This window comes from Paenibacillus sp. J22P90 (genome assembly GCF_059692195.1).
Genome location: NZ_JCAUAY010000007.1, coordinates 142,633 through 161,346 on the forward strand (window position 1 = coordinate 142,633; position 18,714 = coordinate 161,346).

Annotated in this window: 23 protein-coding genes and 1 tRNA gene; all 24 read right to left on the bottom strand. The window is 44.6% G+C overall.

The window, feature by feature from the left end; all coding sequences use genetic code 11:
* Nucleotides 1-978, bottom strand: coding sequence for a polyprenyl synthetase family protein (locus tag AC58UX_RS22515; RefSeq protein WP_497256850.1), 978 nt, complete (start codon nt 976-978; stop codon nt 1-3).
* On the bottom strand, nt 975-1,838 hold the full coding sequence (locus AC58UX_RS22520) for a menaquinone biosynthetic enzyme MqnA/MqnD family protein (protein WP_497256852.1): 864 nt from the start codon (nt 1,836-1,838) through the stop codon (nt 975-977). The genes AC58UX_RS22515 and AC58UX_RS22520 overlap by 4 nt, the downstream gene beginning before the upstream one ends.
* A complete protein-coding gene (locus AC58UX_RS22525) occupies nt 1,819-2,433 on the bottom strand; it encodes a UbiX family flavin prenyltransferase (RefSeq protein ID WP_497256854.1) in 615 nt (204 codons plus the stop codon). The genes AC58UX_RS22520 and AC58UX_RS22525 overlap by 20 nt, the downstream gene beginning before the upstream one ends.
* On the bottom strand, nt 2,430-3,305 hold the full coding sequence (locus AC58UX_RS22530; protein ID WP_497256856.1) for a UbiA-like polyprenyltransferase: 876 nt from the start codon (nt 3,303-3,305) through the stop codon (nt 2,430-2,432). The genes AC58UX_RS22525 and AC58UX_RS22530 overlap by 4 nt, the downstream gene beginning before the upstream one ends.
* A 7-nt stretch (nt 3,306-3,312) precedes the next feature.
* Nucleotides 3,313-4,071, bottom strand: coding sequence for a demethylmenaquinone methyltransferase (locus AC58UX_RS22535; protein ID WP_497256858.1), 759 nt, complete (start codon nt 4,069-4,071; stop codon nt 3,313-3,315).
* A 13-nt stretch (nt 4,072-4,084) separates the two neighbouring features.
* Nucleotides 4,085-4,951 (bottom strand): heptaprenyl diphosphate synthase component 1, encoded by an 867-nt coding sequence (locus AC58UX_RS22540; RefSeq protein ID WP_497256860.1) that lies wholly within the window; start codon nt 4,949-4,951, stop codon nt 4,085-4,087.
* 99 nt (nt 4,952-5,050) lie between these two features.
* A complete protein-coding gene (locus AC58UX_RS22545) occupies nt 5,051-5,584 on the bottom strand; it encodes a hypothetical protein (RefSeq protein WP_497256862.1) in 534 nt (177 codons plus the stop codon).
* Nucleotides 5,585-5,710: 126 nt separating this feature from the next.
* The gene (mtrB, locus tag AC58UX_RS22550) at nt 5,711-5,974 is read right to left on the bottom strand and encodes a trp RNA-binding attenuation protein MtrB (RefSeq protein ID WP_497256864.1); all 264 of its coding nucleotides are present in this window, start codon (nt 5,972-5,974) and stop codon (nt 5,711-5,713) included.
* 77 nt (nt 5,975-6,051) lie between these two features.
* Complete coding sequence (locus AC58UX_RS22555; protein ID WP_497256866.1) at nt 6,052-6,978, bottom strand: phosphatase PAP2 family protein; 927 nt, start codon at nt 6,976-6,978, stop codon at nt 6,052-6,054.
* Between the two features lie 95 nt (nt 6,979-7,073).
* Nucleotides 7,074-7,147, bottom strand: a tRNA-Pro gene (locus tag AC58UX_RS22560).
* A 166-nt stretch (nt 7,148-7,313) separates the two neighbouring features.
* Nucleotides 7,314-7,586: an HU family DNA-binding protein gene (locus tag AC58UX_RS22565; protein ID WP_056614405.1), complete on the bottom strand. Its 273-nt coding sequence runs from the start codon at nt 7,584-7,586 to the stop codon at nt 7,314-7,316.
* Between the two features lie 247 nt (nt 7,587-7,833).
* Nucleotides 7,834-9,312, bottom strand: coding sequence for a stage IV sporulation protein A (spoIVA, locus tag AC58UX_RS22570; protein WP_056614411.1), 1,479 nt, complete (start codon nt 9,310-9,312; stop codon nt 7,834-7,836).
* Between the two features lie 244 nt (nt 9,313-9,556).
* On the bottom strand, nt 9,557-10,348 hold the full coding sequence (locus tag AC58UX_RS22575; protein WP_497256869.1) for a YphF family lipoprotein: 792 nt from the start codon (nt 10,346-10,348) through the stop codon (nt 9,557-9,559).
* Nucleotides 10,335-10,682, bottom strand: coding sequence for a 2Fe-2S iron-sulfur cluster-binding protein (locus AC58UX_RS22580; RefSeq protein WP_497256871.1), 348 nt, complete (start codon nt 10,680-10,682; stop codon nt 10,335-10,337). The genes AC58UX_RS22575 and AC58UX_RS22580 overlap by 14 nt, the downstream gene beginning before the upstream one ends.
* 43 nt (nt 10,683-10,725) lie before the next feature.
* On the bottom strand, nt 10,726-11,304 hold the full coding sequence (locus tag AC58UX_RS22585; RefSeq protein ID WP_497256873.1) for a nucleotidyltransferase domain-containing protein: 579 nt from the start codon (nt 11,302-11,304) through the stop codon (nt 10,726-10,728).
* A 25-nt stretch (nt 11,305-11,329) separates the two neighbouring features.
* Nucleotides 11,330-11,623 carry a 2Fe-2S iron-sulfur cluster-binding protein gene (locus tag AC58UX_RS22590; protein WP_497256875.1) on the bottom strand — a complete coding sequence of 98 codons (294 nt, stop codon included), beginning with the start codon at nt 11,621-11,623 and terminating at the stop codon, nt 11,330-11,332.
* A 21-nt stretch (nt 11,624-11,644) separates the two neighbouring features.
* Nucleotides 11,645-11,824 (bottom strand): DUF2768 family protein, encoded by a 180-nt coding sequence (locus tag AC58UX_RS22595; RefSeq protein ID WP_497256877.1) that lies wholly within the window; start codon nt 11,822-11,824, stop codon nt 11,645-11,647.
* Nucleotides 11,825-11,927: 103 nt separating this feature from the next.
* Entirely contained in the window at nt 11,928-12,194 is a 267-nt protein-coding gene (locus tag AC58UX_RS22600; protein ID WP_497257262.1) for a stage VI sporulation protein F, read from the bottom strand.
* A 112-nt stretch (nt 12,195-12,306) separates the two neighbouring features.
* A complete protein-coding gene (locus AC58UX_RS22605) occupies nt 12,307-13,332 on the bottom strand; it encodes an NAD(P)H-dependent glycerol-3-phosphate dehydrogenase (RefSeq protein WP_497256879.1) in 1,026 nt (341 codons plus the stop codon).
* Between the two features lie 41 nt (nt 13,333-13,373).
* Nucleotides 13,374-13,976, bottom strand: a complete 603-nt coding sequence (gene plsY / locus AC58UX_RS22610; RefSeq protein ID WP_497256881.1) for a glycerol-3-phosphate 1-O-acyltransferase PlsY — start codon at nt 13,974-13,976, stop codon at nt 13,374-13,376.
* 13 nt (nt 13,977-13,989) lie between these two features.
* A complete protein-coding gene (der, locus tag AC58UX_RS22615) occupies nt 13,990-15,315 on the bottom strand; it encodes a ribosome biogenesis GTPase Der (RefSeq protein ID WP_497256883.1) in 1,326 nt (441 codons plus the stop codon).
* 134 nt (nt 15,316-15,449) lie between these two features.
* Nucleotides 15,450-16,076 carry a YphA family membrane protein gene (locus AC58UX_RS22620; RefSeq protein WP_497256885.1) on the bottom strand — a complete coding sequence of 209 codons (627 nt, stop codon included), beginning with the start codon at nt 16,074-16,076 and terminating at the stop codon, nt 15,450-15,452.
* A 128-nt stretch (nt 16,077-16,204) separates the two neighbouring features.
* A complete protein-coding gene (fni, locus tag AC58UX_RS22625; RefSeq protein WP_497256887.1) occupies nt 16,205-17,263 on the bottom strand; it encodes a type 2 isopentenyl-diphosphate Delta-isomerase in 1,059 nt (352 codons plus the stop codon).
* A 29-nt stretch (nt 17,264-17,292) separates the two neighbouring features.
* The gene (gene rpsA, locus AC58UX_RS22630) at nt 17,293-18,603 is read right to left on the bottom strand and encodes a 30S ribosomal protein S1 (RefSeq protein WP_497256889.1); all 1,311 of its coding nucleotides are present in this window, start codon (nt 18,601-18,603) and stop codon (nt 17,293-17,295) included.
* Nucleotides 18,604-18,714 lie beyond the last annotated feature (111 nt).

An 18,714-nucleotide genomic window follows, 5' to 3' on the forward strand; every position in this document is an offset into this window, starting at 1 on the left:
TTAATACGATCGATTCCCGATAAAATGAGCGATTTCAATCAGATCCTTCTTCGCTTGGATATCAGGCAGCTTGTCCAAGGACGAAATTGCTTTATCAATATACACCTGAGAAAGACGATCGGCTTCCTTAATGCCAGCGCTGCCCCGGATTATTTCCAGGAATCGACTAACATCCGTTTGTCCATCCAGTTTATGTATTCGATCCAGTTCTGTCAATATCAGAGGCTTTAGATTAGGGTCCTGTATGGACAGCAGCACAGGCAAGGTAATATTCCCTTGCTTCACATCACTGCCAGGTGGTTTCCCGATTTGCTTCTCAGTCCCGATTAAATCTAGAATGTCGTCTCTAATTTGGAAGGCCATACCTACATTATATCCAAAATTATACAATTTAGTGCTCACCCAATCAGGAGCGCCTGATGCCATCGCCCCCAATTGGCAGGAGATCGCAATGAGAAGAGCCGTTTTGCGCCGAATGCGCAGTAAATAATCCCGAATCGTTTGTTCCGAATGAAAAAAGAAACGAATTTGTTCCATTTCTCCAATAGACATTTCAACAATGGCTTTGGACATAATCTGATGCACTTTCGGATTCGGAATATTCGTAATGACGCCTAAAGCTCGCGCAAAAATATAATCGCCTGTAAACATGGCAATCCGATTATCCCATTTCGATCTCACCGTCAATTGCCCTCGCCGCGTGTTGGCATCATCGATCACATCATCATGAACAAGAGAAGCCATGTGAATAAGCTCTAACGGCACGGCTACGTGCTTCATCGTTTGAAGTTGATACGTTCCAAATTCTCCAGAGAGCAGAACAAATACGGGTCTGATCCGCTTTCCACCAGCTTTCAGTAAATGGATGGACGTTTCTCTCAATAACGAGTGATCGTTATTCACACTTTCTTCCAGCTCTTTTTCAATGGCGGAAATATCTCTTCTTTTTCTGGAATAAATATCCATTAAATTTTTCATTCGGTCACCCGTGCCACTTTATTCTCGTTCCATATGCCTATTTGAACTGGTTTGGGCAAGAATCCTAGCTCGTAACAATACTGATAGTACGCATTAAGTCCTTCCCACTGCTCAGCCGCGAAATCATAACACAATGTATGAAAATAATGATGCCAATAGTCAGAGCTGCCGCCAACGGTAGCTTGGGCCTCTTCAATCATGTACTTCGGCTCACGATGCGCTTTGTCTTTACTTGCTTTAAATGCCTCATAGATGGAAGTTACAAGCTCTGGATATTTACGAATCGTATCCTTTCGAATTGCCCAGACGGCGAATGACATCCATTTCCCCGTCCATTTGGCCCATTCTTGACCGAGATCCGTAATCATATACTTTTCATTCCGCCAGCTTTCCTTGATCGCATCATCCCCAATGAGAAGCGCACCATCTGCTTCCTTCATCATTTCGTCCAGACTGGGCTTCGCATATTCATACGTTGTCTTACCATTATAAAATTTTTCTAAAATAATTTTAAGCAAATTAACGGAAGTAGCCGACGTCGTTGGAAGCATGATTTTCCCGTTCACGATTTCTCGCAGCGGTTTGTCATGAAACAACAGAATCGAATTCACTTCGCCGTAGGAGCTGACAGAGAGATCTGGAAAGAGCATATAATCCTCGAAATATTGTCCATATGAAAAGGATGAAATCGGCCCCATGTCAATACGGCCTTCAGCCATTGCTTGATTCAGTGAGGTAGGTACTTGCTCAATAATATCGACATCAGAGCTGTTCATCAGCTCCGGGAAATAATAATAGATCGGCCACACATTTGTATAATTGATTCGACCTATTCGGATTTTAGGGTCTAGGTTGCTCATCAATATCTCCCCATCTGCGGTACAAGGAATGTTCAATCTCCATGCTATCCATTACTTTACCTACCAAAAAATCAACCATCTCATCGATTGAGCGCGGACGATTATAGAAGGCTGGCATAGCCGGTATCATTCGCACACCCATTCTTGTTAGGGTTAGCATATTTTCTAAATGTATAGCATGCAGGGGTGTTTCCCTTGGGACCAAAATTAGTTTTCTTCCTTCTTTCAGCATGACATCCGCGGTACGTTCAAGTAAGTTATCGGACGAGCCATGCGCGATACCAGATAACGTGCCCATCGAGCACGGGATGACAACCATCCCTTTGGTTCGAAAAGAGCCGCTAGCAACGGTCGCTCCGATATTGGCTACTGGATGATATTCGTAAGAGCCTGCTCGGCCCCCGAAGTGCTTTTCTAGTACTTCTTGCCGTTTAGTAACATTCCAGTCATGCTCATCCTGCAGAACACGCCAGCCAGCATCCGTAATTATAAGATGCACATCTAAACCAAGATCCAACAGCACTTCACATAAACGTACGCCATAAATCGCGCCACTTGCGCCCGAAATGCCAATGACCCAATTCCCGTTGCTCATGAGTGCTTACTCACAATCACATCAAGTAGCGTAAAAGTAAACATGACCATACTGAGAACACCATTCATCGTAAAGAATGCGGTATTCAATTTGGACAAATCCTGCGCCGTAACGAGTCTGTGTTCTTTGAACAGCAATACATAAGCAATGACAAGCCCAATCAAGTAAAGCCAACTAAGATGCGTAATAAAGAATAAGGAGATTAATCCAACTGCAGTTAAGACATGCAGCACCTTAGCCGTTAGCAAAGAAGCTTTAATGCCGAATCTGCTTGGGAAGGAATGTAGCCCTTCATTGCGATCAAATTCTGCATCCTGACAAGCATAGATGAGATCGAAGCCAGCGCTCCAGCATGTAACCGTTAGGAATAAGATGATAGATGCCCAAGTGATTTCTCCTGTTACCGCAACCCAACCGCCAAGCGGAGCAAGCCCCAACGTGATACCAAGCACGAAATGGCATGCCCATGTAAATCTTTTGGTATACGAATAAATGACCAAAAAGAAGACGGCAATCGGCAACAGCTTCATGGCCAATGTGTTTAGATGATAGGTTGCCCAAAAGAGGACAGCAAAAGAGATAATGATATAGATAATGACTTGCGGAATGGAAATTAAACCTGCTGGAATCGCCCGATTGACTGTGCGTGGATTTCGTTTATCAATCGCTTGGTCAATGACACGATTCAAAGCCATCGCGGCCGTTCTCGCCCCGACCATTGCTAACGTAATCCAGCCGATCTGAGCCCAACTTGGCAGGTGTCCTTCTAAGACTACGGAGCCAAGAATCGCCCCCATGAACGCAAAGGGCAAGGCAAACACGCTGTGCTCGAACTTAATCATTTCAAGAAAGATTTTTAATTTAGTAAACATAATCTAGTTACACTCCTGAATTCTTCTGACCTTTAGTTCCTACATGCAACGCCGCGACGCCGCCAAAGAGCGGATGGGCTTGTACGTGATCTAATCCATTTTTCGCAAAAATAGCTGCTAACTGCTTATGATCTGGAAATGTAATTAATGATTCCGGCAACCACTTGTATTGCTCATATTTTTTCACAATTAATTTTCCGAGGAACGGCATGATATGCCTGAAATAGATGTAATAGATGGACTTAAACGGCTGCCACGTTGGTTTAGATAGCTCTAAAGACACAACTAGTCCCCCGGGCTTAACGACACGTTGCATTTCACGGATGACCTGCTCGAGATCGGGCACATTACGCAGGGCAAAACCGATGGTAGCAAAGTCAAAAGAATTGTCGTCAAACGGAAGACTCATCGCATTTCCTTGTATAAGCTCGATCTGTTGATCTAAGCGTAATTGCTTCACTTTCTCCGCACCGATGTCCAGCATATTTTGGCTGAAATCCAGTCCAACCATTTTACCTGTCCCACTTGCTTGAGCAAGGCTGATCGTCCAGTCACAGGTTCCACAGCATAAATCGATGGCCGTATTTCCTGGCTGCACATTCATCTTCTTCATAGCAAATTTGCGCCATGCTTTATGCCGATTAAAGCTAATGATATTGTTCATCAAGTCATATTTAGGTGCGATGCTTTCAAAAACACCATGTACAAACTCTTCTTTGCTCTTCGCTTTTTCTTTTCCACTATTATTCGTTTCACTTAAACTCATTGCCCAGGTCCCCTTAAATTTCTTCTAACACTTTGGGCTGCACTCCGGTAAAACGTATGAAGGGCTCTCCCATGTGAAAGAGTTCACTTTGTAGCTGATCCGATTTAAGCTCTTTAATTCGATCCTGCAATTGCTTCGTTTGCGCGTGGAGCAACTGATACAGTTGAGAAGAGATGTTGTATTTATGTAAAAGCGTACGAAACTTCGTTGTATCCGCTTCTTCAACTTGTAATTGCTTGCGCTCATCTCTTGTGCCGATCTGGTTAATATGCCAATATCCCCAGCTGCCTTTGAAATTTGCATTGGATTCTATGCGGAAAATTTCATCGAATAGAAATTCACATCTCACGTAGCCTCTCAAAATATCTGGCCACGCCTGTTTATAAGCTTCTGACATGACCTCTGAAAAAGACAAAAACAGCTGAGATTTGATTTCCACCGAATGGTGAATGTAATCTTCTGCCGTCAGTTTCAGCTGTTTCATTTTCATATAGCTGCTCATCTTTAAGCGATTTACTTCACAGATCGCACTGGAAAGCTGCTTGATCATCTCGATCTGTCCCATTTTAGCTAGTAGATGATAAAATCTGGCACTAAAATAGTCGCCTGCAAGAACTTTAAGCTGTCTTGACCTTGAAGCCTTATATTCCTTGACCTCATTGGACGCCGTCACCAGATCATGCGTATCAAGCCCTAATTGCACTAGCGCTGTCGCTAAGGTATATAACTCACTTAAGGAACTCTGTTTGTTATCTCCATTCAAGAATGCAAACAACAGACGTGTGCGCAACTCGGGAAAATCGGGCAAGTCTGTGTGAATTTGGATCATATCATACTCCGTGTATTGCTTAGCGATCTCAGGGATCCGATAAGAATTCATGCAAAAGCCTCCGTAACCGTATGCCAAATCTCTATTTCTGAAGTTCAAAGTCTCAATCCAAATTATTATAGCATAACCCGTTAATAGAAGCACAATTAATTATAGTGGATATTTTTGCTGCCATTTCGAGGTGTAGGTTAGGCGAAAGCGGTTCTGAAGCTCCTGTTCCAATTGAATTAAACTAAGGTCAGCGGGCTTCTTCTCCATATCTTTACCAAATTCACGCTGGGCTACCATGGCGAGGACCAATTGGGTTGACGTTGTTTCCGCTCCACCAGAATAATCAATGATGCGTACCCAGACTTGATCGACATTTTTTGTTTTCACCAACATCGTCTGTGCAATTGTATACAGATCACGATAGACGGCAATGGAATCCGCATTTTTAGGCAAACTCAAATCGAGTGACAAACGCGACGAGCTTAGCTCCACTTTTCGAATCCGTAGTTGAAGTGGAATCTGGACTAAGAGATCTGACAAGTTATTCTCGGTAAGCTGACCGCCGCGGTTGTTAGACCACGTGTATGCGGAACCTAAGCCTGAAGAAAGATCCATCTTCGGCAGCAAGGATAGACTGATCACAACCACAGCGGAAATACCTAGTGCCATCACGATACGTATTGACCATCTCACATTCAACACCTCCTAAGCATATGCAGGAGCCTAATAACCTACAGGTTATCCAAAGCAATAACAAGTCCTATACACCATTGTACATAGAAAAAAAGCAGGCTATGCCTGCTTTTGTCCACTTCTCCATTATTCTTCTGTATCGATCGTGCCAAACTTGGTCATAATCAATGCTTTGCCTCTGACCTTCACCGCGGAAGTATGCTCAGTGAACTGAGCAATCATCACTTCACCCTTGTCCAGCTTCTCTGTATGATGAAAACGTGTATCTTGTCCACGTGTTAATCCAATCACATGAACGCCATTGTCTTTCGCTTTAATTACGAAATACTCGTTACCGTTCGAGTTCGCGTTCGACTGATTCGTCTGATTTGATTTATTCGATTGTTCCATATCCATCCTCCGTTCTTCCCTATCGTTCATTCCTTTATCTAATGATGCCAAAAAAAGCAACCGGAAGTCAACATGTACTAGATTGATAATTCAGCAGAAGTCGATTTAGTGCGTTTCTGATAAAATTGTTTAAATTTCGCAGGCAACGCATGATTGGATCCTAGGCGAATTAGCAGATCAGTTAATTTAACCGTTCCATAGGCAAATAGCATACCCGCGATTACATCAATTACCCAGTGAATTTGCAAATACATCGTTGAGAAAATAATAGCGGAGCAATAAGTAACCATCATATATTTAAAAATGCGATCCTTTTCACGCAGCGCAAGCAGCAGCATGGCAAAGGAGATAGACGTATGCATACTTGGGAAGCAATTCATAACTGTCACTAATAAAGAGTTTTCATCTGCAAAAGTGCGGTGAAGCAAATCCGGCTGTTTATTTACATACCAAACCTCATGCAGCAGGATAAGATTATAAAAAGGCAATATGAGCGGAAATTGCAGCATATGACCGGAGAGCGCATAGGATAACATCTTTTTGATGCTGCGTGTCCAGAAGCTTCGAACTAGACAAATCCAAAGAGATAGCACGAAGCCATAGTTGTAAATCCACACCATCGCTCGGTCTAGGAAAGGAGTGGCTATCCATCTTGCCCATCCACCCGTGTTCAGCGGAATGGCGTTCATATAGCTGTCCCACCGCCAAGGGTGACGATTATTTTCGAACATCCAGTTCGCTACTTTCCACCAAAAACCATTGCCTGTCCCATAAAAATAATAAAAAACGCCCAAAAGTGGTATACCTATCAGAAAAAAGCGTTTCCAATCTACGTCAACCTGATCTTTCCGAACGCCTAACAAACAGAAAAGCAGCAAAATCCAACATTCCGTACTCCAATGTCCAACCGTACCTATTTGCCAAATTAAGAAAATCGAAGCAATGATTCCGAACATCGTCCAATCTAGTGACTTTACAGCCTCACTCAGTTTCAACTTATTCAACCTAGTACCTCCTACGTTTCCAAACATTCGATCCCATGTTTCATGACTTTCTTCTAAAAAGAAAAAGACATCGAGCACCGATGTCTTCCTCTTAATCGGAGTAACACGATTTGAACGTGCGACCTCACCCACCCCAAGGGTGCGCGCTACCGAGCTGCGCCATACCCCGTCAATCCCGTTTACAGTCCTAGAATAACCGCTTACACTTTTGTAATTATAGTAGGAGACTTTCAAATTGTAAAGCCAATTTAAGGCAAAACAAATAAAGCCGTTACCCGCAATCGCGGCCACGGCTTTATAATTATGTAACGTTCAATCCTATGTATAAATACAAATTATTGAATGCCATCTTTAAGTGCTTTACCAGGTTTGAAAGCTGGGATTTTGCTTGCTGGGATATCAATTTCTCCACCAGTCTGTGGATTACGTCCTTTACGAGCAGAACGTTCACGAACTTCGAAGTTACCAAACCCAACCAGTTGCACTTTATCTCCACCTTGCAATGCTTCAGAAATTGCATCAAAAACAGCGTCTACTGCTTTCGTTGCGTCTTTCTTGGAAAGCTCAGATGTTTCCGCAACTTTGTTGATCAATTCAGATTTATTCATGCCATTCACCTCCCCCCAAAATTTCTCACTTCCGTTACTTCCTGTTTTCACCGTTTTCTCAGAAATTATACATAAACCGCTGAAAAATCGTTGATATGCTAAGCAAAATGAACTTTGAAAGCAGACGAATAAATTCATAGTAATACACTCAGGAGTCAATTTCAAGTATCATTTTCCATTTTATGTGGGACTTTCCGCTAGAAAACGACAAAAAACACTCTTTTGAGTGTTTTTTGTACACAATTATCTACAAAATAATAGCGATCAGGCCACCTGAGCCTTCGTTGATAATACGTCCCAGCGTTTCCTGGAGTTTGTATCTTGCATTGTCCGGCATTTGGGCAAGTTTGCCTTGAATGCCTTCGCGGACAATCGAGTGCAGTGATCTTCCGAAGATATCGGACTCCCAGATCTTCAGCGGATTGTCTTCGAAATCCTGCATCAGATAGCGGACAAGCTCTTCACTTTGCTTCTCCGTTCCGATGATCGGCGAAAACTCGGATTCGACATCGACACGAATCATATGGATCGACGGCGCTGTAGCTCTCAAGCGAACACCGAATCTGGAGCCTTGGCGGATCAACTCCGGCTCATCTAACGCCATCTCAGCGAGCGTTGGCGGCGCGATACCATAGCCCGTTGTTTTGACCATTTCGAGCGCTTCCGCGAACTGATCATATTCCCGCTTCGCATGGGTGAAATCCTGCATCAGCTGGAGCAGATGATCCTTCCCGCGAATCTCGACGCCAACAACTTCAACGAGAATCCGATCATAGAGCTCATCTGGCGCAAATAGATCAATCTCTGCCACGCCCTGCCCCATATTCAGCCCCGCTAGCGCTGCTTTGTCAATAAACTCATATTCAGCAAATTGACTAACGACACGATCCACATCGCGTAAACGTCTAATATCCTGAACCGTATCACGAACCGATGCTTCAAACTGTGTGCGCAGCCAATGATTCTCATCCAGAACCATAACCCAGCTAGGCAAGTTTACATTCACTTCATGAACAGGGAACTCATACAGGACCTCACGAAGCACGGAGACCATTTCTTCTTCCCCAGCGCTTGCTACACTCATCGTGACCACTGGAACGTCGTAGCGGCTTTGCAGCTCGCTGCGCAGCTCTAATGCTGGCTCACTGTTTGGCTTTTGAGAGTTAATGATCACGATGAACGGTTTCCCGACCTCTTTGAGCTCATTAATCACTCTTTCCTCAGCTAACACATATGAAGAGCGAGGAATATCCGAAATCGTGCCATCGGTTGTCACCACGACACCTAACGTGGAGTGTTCCTGAATGACTTTCCGCGTTCCGATCTCAGCCGCTTCTTGGAAAGGAATCGGCTCATCGAACCATGGGGTATTAATCATCCGAGGTCCGTTCTCGTCTTCATAGCCTTTGGCGCCATCGACTGCATATCCAACACAATCAACCAGGCGAACGTTTACGTTCAGCCCCTCGGCCACAGAAATTTGAACCGCCGTATTCGGTACGAATTTCGGCTCCGTTGTCATAATCGTGCGGCCAGCAGCGCTCTGCGGGAGTTCATCGGTAGCCCGGATCCTATCCGCTTCGCTTTGAATGTTCGGAAGCACTACAGATTCCACAAAACGCTTAATAAAGGTTGATTTCCCTGTCCGGACTGCGCCGACAACCCCCAGGTAAATGTCCCCTCCCGTTCGTTCTGCAATGTCCTTAAAGATATCCACTTTCTCCAAGAGAATCCCTCCTACAGTTTGGTCGTCAACTGACGCTAGTGACGGTAACAATTGACTACTCGTACATTCATTTGGACTAGTAAAAATATATGTACTTTCGATAGAAATATGATAGATGCGTTCCAACTTTTTTTCGCTCATATTTTATGAAGCACATACGGCTTTCGAAAGAATATATGATGCGTCGGTTGCGCTTATTCTAGATAGACAAAAAAACCTCTTACACGAATGTAAGAGGTTCTGCTTATGGCTGAACTTGAGGTAATGGCTGATTATCTTTCCACGTATATGGAACACTCCGAATCGGCACGAAGTAGGATTTATCTACGAGAATCTGCCGTAAATCCTGATCTGGCTTTAACGAGCTTACTAACGCGTTGTTCTGAACAAACGTGTTGATATCCATCGCATAATCAATCGCGACTTCCCCGGTTTTCTTATTTAGGATATAGGTAATGGCATTTTTTCGGTTATACACCGATTTAATCTCGGGTTCTTTCATGCTAAGCACTTTGAAGTCCACATAAGCAAATGCGTCATTCTGCGAAACCCCTTGCGGCATATTCCCGCCATGCTTCACAATGTAATCATTCACTTTCTTCTGTACATCTTCTACACTTTGATAGGCAGCTAAATCCAGCAGTTTCACCACTGGCTTCGTTTCAGCATCCACGAGCACATAGTTAAACACACCGCCGCTTTCGAAAGCATTAGCAGGTACTGCGCTTAGCAGATTTGCTTTTTGAAGTTTAGGAAAATCGATCACATACTTCTCATAGAGCGGCGTCGTCATTTCGCTATTTTTGATAGGAAGAACGCCGGTTTTCTGATGATACGTATCGACAGCCTGTTGAACGACAGTAATAAATTCAGCCGGATTGATTTGATTCTCTTTCCTTAGCTCTTGCGGATAGGCACAGCCTGTAAGCAAAATAACCAAGATCAGCATGAGAAGCAAGCTTCTACCTTGGGTTCGTCCTTGTTTTCGTTCGATTAGCACTTTTACAACCATCCTATCTAGTCTAGATTGAACCATCGTCCTCCGCTTGTCTGGCAAGTTGAGCACGAATTGCTGCTTTTAAAGGATCTTCAGGAATGTTCACCTGGACGGCACCTGTGACTCGCGCTTGACAAGCAAGACGAATACCCTCGTCTACGAGTGAGCCCAGCTTCAAACGTTCATTCGTATTAGGCGGCGCAAGACCGCTTTGATCGTCAACCTTGACTTTACACATTAAACAGGCAGCCTTCGCACCACACCGTGTTCGGATATGCACCTTGGCTCTATTCCCTGCGTCCAAAAGGCTAGTCCCAGCCCTTACTTTAATTATTTTATCATCTGGCCAAAAACGTACCTCTAACACACTCATGATTGTCACCTTCTTATTGAACCATTTATCTACATTATCGTGATCAAGACCAATCTAGCAATTCCTTCATCTTCATCTCAAATTCATGCCCCCAGCGATTCCGCTGCAACAAATCTGTCAACGCGGGCATGTGCTTGTCAGGATCCTCTTTCATCTTCTTGAGAATCGGTTCATAGCGATCAGGACGGCTCCGAAGAATATTAAAGATTAACTCATGCGCGAGCGGCATCAACGGCACCTCATGCGCCTCACCTTCTACATAGTTTGCTCTTAGGTATTCAACCTCGACCTGATACAGCGACCCCAATGCTTTCACTTTAAAATCGCCAACAACCTCGACTGGGCAACCGTCAATGCGATAATGACTTAACATCGACGCATAAATAGGCGTCTCGCTATATTCAGGTGTATCAATTGCGTAAGGCTGGAGCAACGAATGCACCAAAGGGACATCCTGCAAATCTATATAAATGTCCAAGTCTCTCGGACTTCTTCCTATGTCGATGTTATGCATTAACAGCCCACAGCTTCCGCCAACAAGCCAACGCACATTATGATCTTGCTGTAACCTTGTATGAATAGTCGAAATCGACGGGAGTAGTGGCTCCAGCAGTTTCATCATGCCCACACCCTTCAGGCAGTAAATTTTAAAAATAAGGCTTATGCGTAACCGAAATAGTTCCTGCTTGCTTCACGACGCACTGACAGGCCAATCGGTAGCCTTGTTCAAGCTCCTCAGGCTCTAAACGATCCTCTTCCGCTTCAGATAACTCAGACAGCAGCTCGCGGCCTACAGCTACATAGCAGCGACACCGTGCGCAGGTTCCTCGTGTACAGGAGAAGCCCCAATCGATATCCGCTTTCAATGCATGATCTAGAATGGTTAATCCCGTATCTGGCGTAACTTGGATTTGTGTTTTGCGTGTTTTCAATTCTAACAAAATGAATTCCCCTCCGATCGGTTAAAACAAAGAAGATAGCATGAACAGTAAGATAGGAATAAACATCAAAAAAGCGATAATGGAAAGCACGCCTCGCCATAAACCGTTCGTTCTTGTCCGTGCATATGAAATTAAAAATGATGCAGCAACCATCAGCCCCATAGCTACAAATGAGGCCCACATTTTGTCTAAAGGTGTCATTCGTATAAACTCCTTATGTAATAATCAGTGAAATGAAACACATGTAAGTATAGCACAGAAAAAGAAAAAAGCATAAAGGGGATGAGTCTCCCCCTCATGCTATTTATTTCTTACCCATCATCATGCTCATTAATTGCTGCATGTTATTGGTATCCAGTTTACTGCTTTTAACGGCTTGAACGATATCATTAATGGTTTCTTCCGATACCTTGACGTTCACTAACCCTGAAACTTGCTTAATGAGCGCTCGTAATTGAGCTTCATTTTGCATCGTAGAAGGTTTCACACCGCTTGCAATTTTTTCGATATCTTTAGCTGTAACGGATTTGCCCGTCTTCTTCTTAACCACATTCAATACGTCCTTCGACATATCTTTATTCGACAATTGTGCCGCCTCCTATACCCTAAGCTGATGAGAACTGCTGATAGAGTATAGTATGAATGCGGAGAAGATCTGGTGTAGGCTATCTCCAACCTTTTGTTCATCTTGTCATCGGTAATTCTTCCATCTCATGCGTACGTACGCGGCCCATTAAGTCCCGCACGGCAAGCTGCGGCGATTTACCTTCAAAAAGAACGTTATGTAATTCATTCGTAATCGGCATAATGACATCATATTGGCGAGCAAGGTCATAAGCTGCTTTCGTCGTTTTCACGCCTTCTACAACCATGCCCATTTCTTTCAGCACCTCATCCAATGGAGTACCTTTCGCTAATTGATTGCCTGCCCGCCAATTACGACTATGTTGACTCGTACAAGTAGCAATTAAATCACCTATTCCGGCAAGCCCGGCAAACGTGAGCGGATTGGCTCCCATTGCAATGCCTAAGCGTGTAATTTCAGCTAAACCTCTAGTTACAAGTGCAGCTTTCGCATTATCGCCAAAATCGAGACCATCCGTGAGGCCCGCACCTAGACCGATAATATTCTTCAGCGCGCCACCCACTTCAACGCCTGTCACATCCGGATTCGTATAGACACGGAAATAGTTCGTAATGAACAAATCCTGCGCAGCCTCTGCCGCTTTCAGGTCTTGAGCTGCAACGACGACGGTTGTCGGCATTTTGCAAATGACTTCTTCCGCGTGACTTGGTCCTGAAAGGACGACAAACCGCTTCGGATCGAGCTCAGGCAGCTCATCTGCAAGTACTTCCGTCATTCGCTTCAGCGTGCCTGTTTCAAAGCCCTTGGTCGCGTGAATGACAAGCGCATCTTGCTTGATGAAAGGTCGAATACGCGAAGCGACATCTCGCATGCCTGAAGAGGGAACAACCATGATAATGGCATCCGCATCTTGCACAGCATCCTGTAAAGAGTTTGTTGCTATAATTGAAGACGACAACGATACATCCTTGAGAAACCGACTGTTCGTGTGCTTTTCATTGATTTCCACCACTTGCTCTTCGTTACGTGACCATAGAAGCACTTGATTCCCATTATCCGCCAGTACGGAGGCGAGCGCTGTCCCCCAGCTTCCAGCTACAAGGACCGATACTTTTTGTGTCATGGTTTGCCCTCCTATGCGTAGTTGTTCTTAGCACACTTTCGTTAGGCTCTTTTCTGGCCTAGCTTGTTTTCTTTCCCTTGAATTAGCTTAACAATGTTCGTCCGATGACGTAAGAAAGCGAAAGCACATAGCAAGATACTAATCCACAAAACAGGTAAAGGCCGGTCCATGCCCCAAATTAAAAAAGGTAAGAGTGCTGTAAGAATGAGGGAGCCCAGCGATACAAATCGTGTGACAGCAATGATGACTATGGCTGTTAAACCAGCGATCAACGTTGGAAGGAAACAAAGTGTCGCCATGACCCCGATGGTAGTCGCAATGCCTTTACCACCTCGAAAGCCAAAATAGACAGGCCAGTTATGCCCTACAATCGCTGCTAAACCACACAACACACGAATCCAGATGTCATCCGGTCCTGGGGCAGCCCACACCCCTAAAAGGACCGCAGCGACACCTTTCAAGCCATCCAGCAGCAGGACGAGGATCGCAGGTCCCTTCCCTAGTACGCGGAGGGTATTGGTTGCCCCCGCGTTCCCGCTGCCGTGCTTGCGGATATCAATGCCCTTAATCCATTTTCCGAATAAATAACTAAAGCTTATGGATCCTAGTAAATAGCCCACTACAATTGTTATTATCGAAAGCAATGTACAACATCTCCTATTCTTTGTCCGAAGTTTTTCTGCGGCTCAAGATGCGAATGGGCGTTCCTTCAAAGCCAAAGGCAGCGCGGATTTTATTATCCAAGTAACGTTCGTACGAAAAGTGCATGAGCTCAGGCTCATTCACGAAAAGAACGAAGACTGGCGGCTTCACAGCCACTTGTGTCACATAGTTAATCCGCAGGCGCTTACCTTTATCCGTTGGCGGCGGGTTATAAGCCACCGCGTCAGAAATAACATCATTGAGAAGATGCGTTTGTACACGCAATGCATGATTCTCAGCCACTTGCACGACGACAGGCAGCAATTTATGAAGACGCTGCGTAGTTTTAGCTGATACAAACACTATCGGCGCGTAGCTCAAGAACAAGAAATGATCACGAATTGTCGTTGTGAAATGCTGCATCGTTTTGTCATCTTTATCAACGATATCCCATTTATTTACGACAATGACAATCGCTTTTCCTGCTTCGTGCGCATACCCTGCGATGTGTTTATCTTGATCAATAATGCCTTCTTGTCCATCGATGACGACTAGGACTACATCGGCACGCTCGATCGCTTTCATGGCACGCATGACACTATATTTCTCGGTGTTTTCATACACCTTACCGCGCTTACGCATACCTGCGGTGTCAATAATAACGAACTTCTGACCATCACGTTCAAAAGGTGTATCGATCGCATCGCGCGTTGTTCCTGCAACGTCACTCACGATAACTCGCTCTTCCCCAAGAATCGCGTTCGTCATGGAGGATTTCCCTACGTTCGGACGGCCGATCAGGGCAAATTTCACGACTTCGTCGCCATATTCATCGTCCTTTTTATCTGGGAATAAATTACACACAACTTCAAGCAAATCGCCGATCCCAATCCCGTGAGAGCCGGAAATACCTACTGGATCACCGAAACCAAGAGAATAGAATTCATAAATATCGTCTTGACGCGCCAAATTATCCACTTTATTTACTGCAAGGACAACTGGCTTTTTGGAACGGAACAGGATTTGTGCCACTTCTTCATCCGACGGAGTTACCCCAGCCTTCGCATCTACCATGAAGACGATGACATCTGCTTCTTCGATCGCAAGCTCAGCTTGGACACGAACTGATTTCAGGATGACATCTTCGCCGTCGATTTCAATACCGCCTGTATCAATAACGCTGAAAGACGTGTTTAACCACTCACCAACACCATATAAACGATCCCGTGTAACACCTGGTTTATCTTCTACAATCGCCATGCGATCGCCTACGATTCGATTAAAAATGGTGGACTTGCCGACATTCGGTCGGCCTACAATTGCCAGTACGGGTCTAGCCAATTTCTATCACTCCTTCGGATTCCATGTACATACATGGAAAATTACGCAACTTACATCATAACAAAAAAGAGACGCCTTGGCTAATCTCTTTTGAGACTTCGTCTTAATAGCACACTGTTATGAAGATATTTTCGTTATTTCCATCTGCTTCCTCTACGACCGATCCAATTTCTCAAGACGTTCCGACAGCCGCTATAAGCAGCTTGTACGATAATCGTTACTGTTCTCGCAGTGAAAATGGAAAGCCACCATTGATCTTGAAACGTAGCCATCCCCAGTTGATGAAAGCCCCCTACCTTATGGATTCCCGCTTGGTACATATCCCCGATCAGATAGCCAATAGAAAGCGCTGCAATCTGCTCCCAAGCGTTGCGCTGTACAATAACAGCAACTAGGGCAAGCAGCAAAGCTGTCTGCCATTGCGAGTTTCGAATGATTAGGATAGGATCCATCTCGAGAAGCTGTTGAAATAGAAAATGGAGTGAACCGATCAATAAACCAATAGAAAGCAGATGAAGCTTATGTATAAAGCCTTGTGTTACAAATAGTATGATGCAGGAAATCGCAATGACGACAATATACACCAGCTGTATATGTGCATGTTGTATCGTAATGGTAATTCTCGTTCCAATCAGCCAAGAGACAAAAAAAAGAAGCATGCCCTTATGCGATACACTTCTGATGTACAGTTCCTTCCACCCGCTGGCAAGCAAAATCAACGTGATGCAAAGAAGAATTAGCGACAAATAACCGGCATTCATAATCAAACCACCCTAGCCTGCGCAGCAGCCAATGACAACCTATCGACATCGGTTTGCTAACGGATCTTCAGATTCCCCCTCAACGAATAAGGGAGATCTGCCTGATCCTTAGTATGGCAATATTTTGATTATTTACTCGGATTGGTTCGCCCTGCATATGAAGTTAAATCGATGCCTCTGGTACGGCACCACTCGGCCGTGCCCCCCATAATAACTACTGGACATTGGGTTAAAGCTTGAATGGAATTGGCGCCTAGCGCCGTCATAATTAAAATGAGTCCTTGATGTAGCTCTTCTGCATAAGCATGAAGGGCATCAACGCCTTCCGTACGCAATACTTTCAGGAATGCGCCAGCCATACCAACTGCAGAAGCACCTAATGTAAGTGCTTTGGCCGCTTCCAAAGCATTCGTAATTCCGCCTGATGCGATGACCGAACCCCATGGATAGACAGAAAGCACCTCAAGCAAAGTCATACTTGTCGGCGTACCCCAATCGTTTAACCACGATAAGGCAGCCGGTCTTCTCGCATTTTCAATCGCGGCAAAATTCGTTCCGCCTGAACCGCCAACATCGACAATGTGAACACCGATGTCTCGCAATTGCTTCGCGTTATCTCGTGAAATGCCAAAGCCTACCTCTTTCACGATAACCGGAACAGGGACATGAGCTACAATATCCTCTATGCGTCTAAGCATCCCTACGAAGCTGCGATCCCCTTCCGGCATGATTAGCTCTTGCATGACATTCAAATGAACTTGAAGCGCATTCGCTTCAATCATATCGATCGCGCGCAGCGCTTGATCTGTCGTAGCTTCGCTGCCCAAGTTAGCGAAAATCATACCGTTCGGATTCTCTCGCCGCACGATTTGATAGCTAGATGCCACTTCGCTATTCTTAATAGCTGACATCTGGGAACCGACTGCCATAGGCAAGCCTTTTTCCCTGGCCAAAATGGCTAATTCGCGATTAATGCTCTCTGTCTCGTGAGCGCCGCCGGTCATTGCATTAATTAAAATCGGCGAACTCATAATGAGATCGCCGATTGATGTTGTTAAAGCAATATGATCCGTCGAAGTCTCAGGAAGACAGTTATGCACAATCTTGATATCCATCAGCCCTTGCTGACGGGTTTGACCAAGCTCCAGCGCGTAATGGACATGCTCCATTTTGCGTGAGATGCGCATTGCTGTACCCTCCTAGAAATTGGATCTATTTATTTTTTGAATTTCGCTAGTTTTTCTCCGAAACGCTCACCAAGTGTCATGGACAAACCTTGATTGCTTAGGGATACGTTTTCGTTACCAGCGATTTCTTTTTGGTGGCTAGCGCTGTTGCCGCGGTCACGATCGCCGCGTGGTTGTCTTTCTCTTTCTGGTTTGCCAGCTGCCGGAGCTGCTGCACCAGCAGGTGCTTCAGGAGCATCTTCTGTGTCTTTAATGCTCAAGCTAACGCGTTTCTCAGCCAAGTTGATTTCCAAGACTTTCACTTGTACTTCTTGACCTTCTTTCAATACTTCATGCGGAGTACCGATGTGACGGTGTGCGATTTGGGAAATGTGCACAAGACCTTCAACACCAGGAGCCACTTCAACGAATGCACCGAAAGCTGCAAGGCGTTTAACTGTTCCAGTTACGATGTCGCCAGCTTTGAAGTCATTCTCAACGTTGGACCATGGACCCGCTTGTGTTGCTTTGATGCTTAGGCTGATTTTGTCGTTGGACGGATCAAGTTTAAGCACTTGAACTTTAACTTTGTCGCCTTCTTTAACAACATCAGATGCTTGTTCAACATGCTGCCATGCAAGCTCAGAAATGTGAACAAGTCCATCGATACCGCCGATATCAACAAATGCACCGAATTGTGTCAAACGTTGAACCGTACCGTCAAGCACTTGACCTACTTGTAGGCCTTCGATGATTTTCTTTTTATTAGCTTCGAACTCTTCATCCAAAATATCTTTTTGTGAAAGAATGACTTTGTTTTTCTCGCGATCGATTTCTTTCACACGAAGACGCAATGTGCGACCTTTGTAGGAGGAGAAATCTTCAACGAATTGACGCTCAACCATGGATGCAGGTACGAAACCACGTACACCAATATCCACAACAAGTCCGCCTTTAACAACTTCAGCAACGGAAGCTTCGATAATTTCTTTGCTTTCCAATTGACCTTGCAGTGTTTCCCAAGCTTTCTCGTTGTCTACAACACGTTTAGACAATACCAATGTTTCTTTCGCATCGTTGATAGAAACGATCTTCAATTCAACTTCTTGACCAAGCTCAACTGCTTGCGCTGCGTCATTCAAGCTAACGGATGAAAGCTCACGAACAGGGATGACTCCATCGTATTTGTAACCGATATCTACGAAAGCTTGATCAGCGTCTACTTTAACGATTTTACCTTTTACGGTAGCGCCTTTCTTCAGCACAGCAACGTTGTTAAGCGCGTGCTCTGCTTCTGCTTGTGATACGGCTGTTTCTTGAGCTTCCTGTGATTGATCTTCAACTTTTACTTCATCTGACATGAGATTAGCCTCCTCTATTTACAACCAACAAAAATAATTTATAAGTCACAAAGCAGCAGTCATGCTACTACTTTGTTTCAAACACGGGCAATAAGTTCAAATCACTGTAAG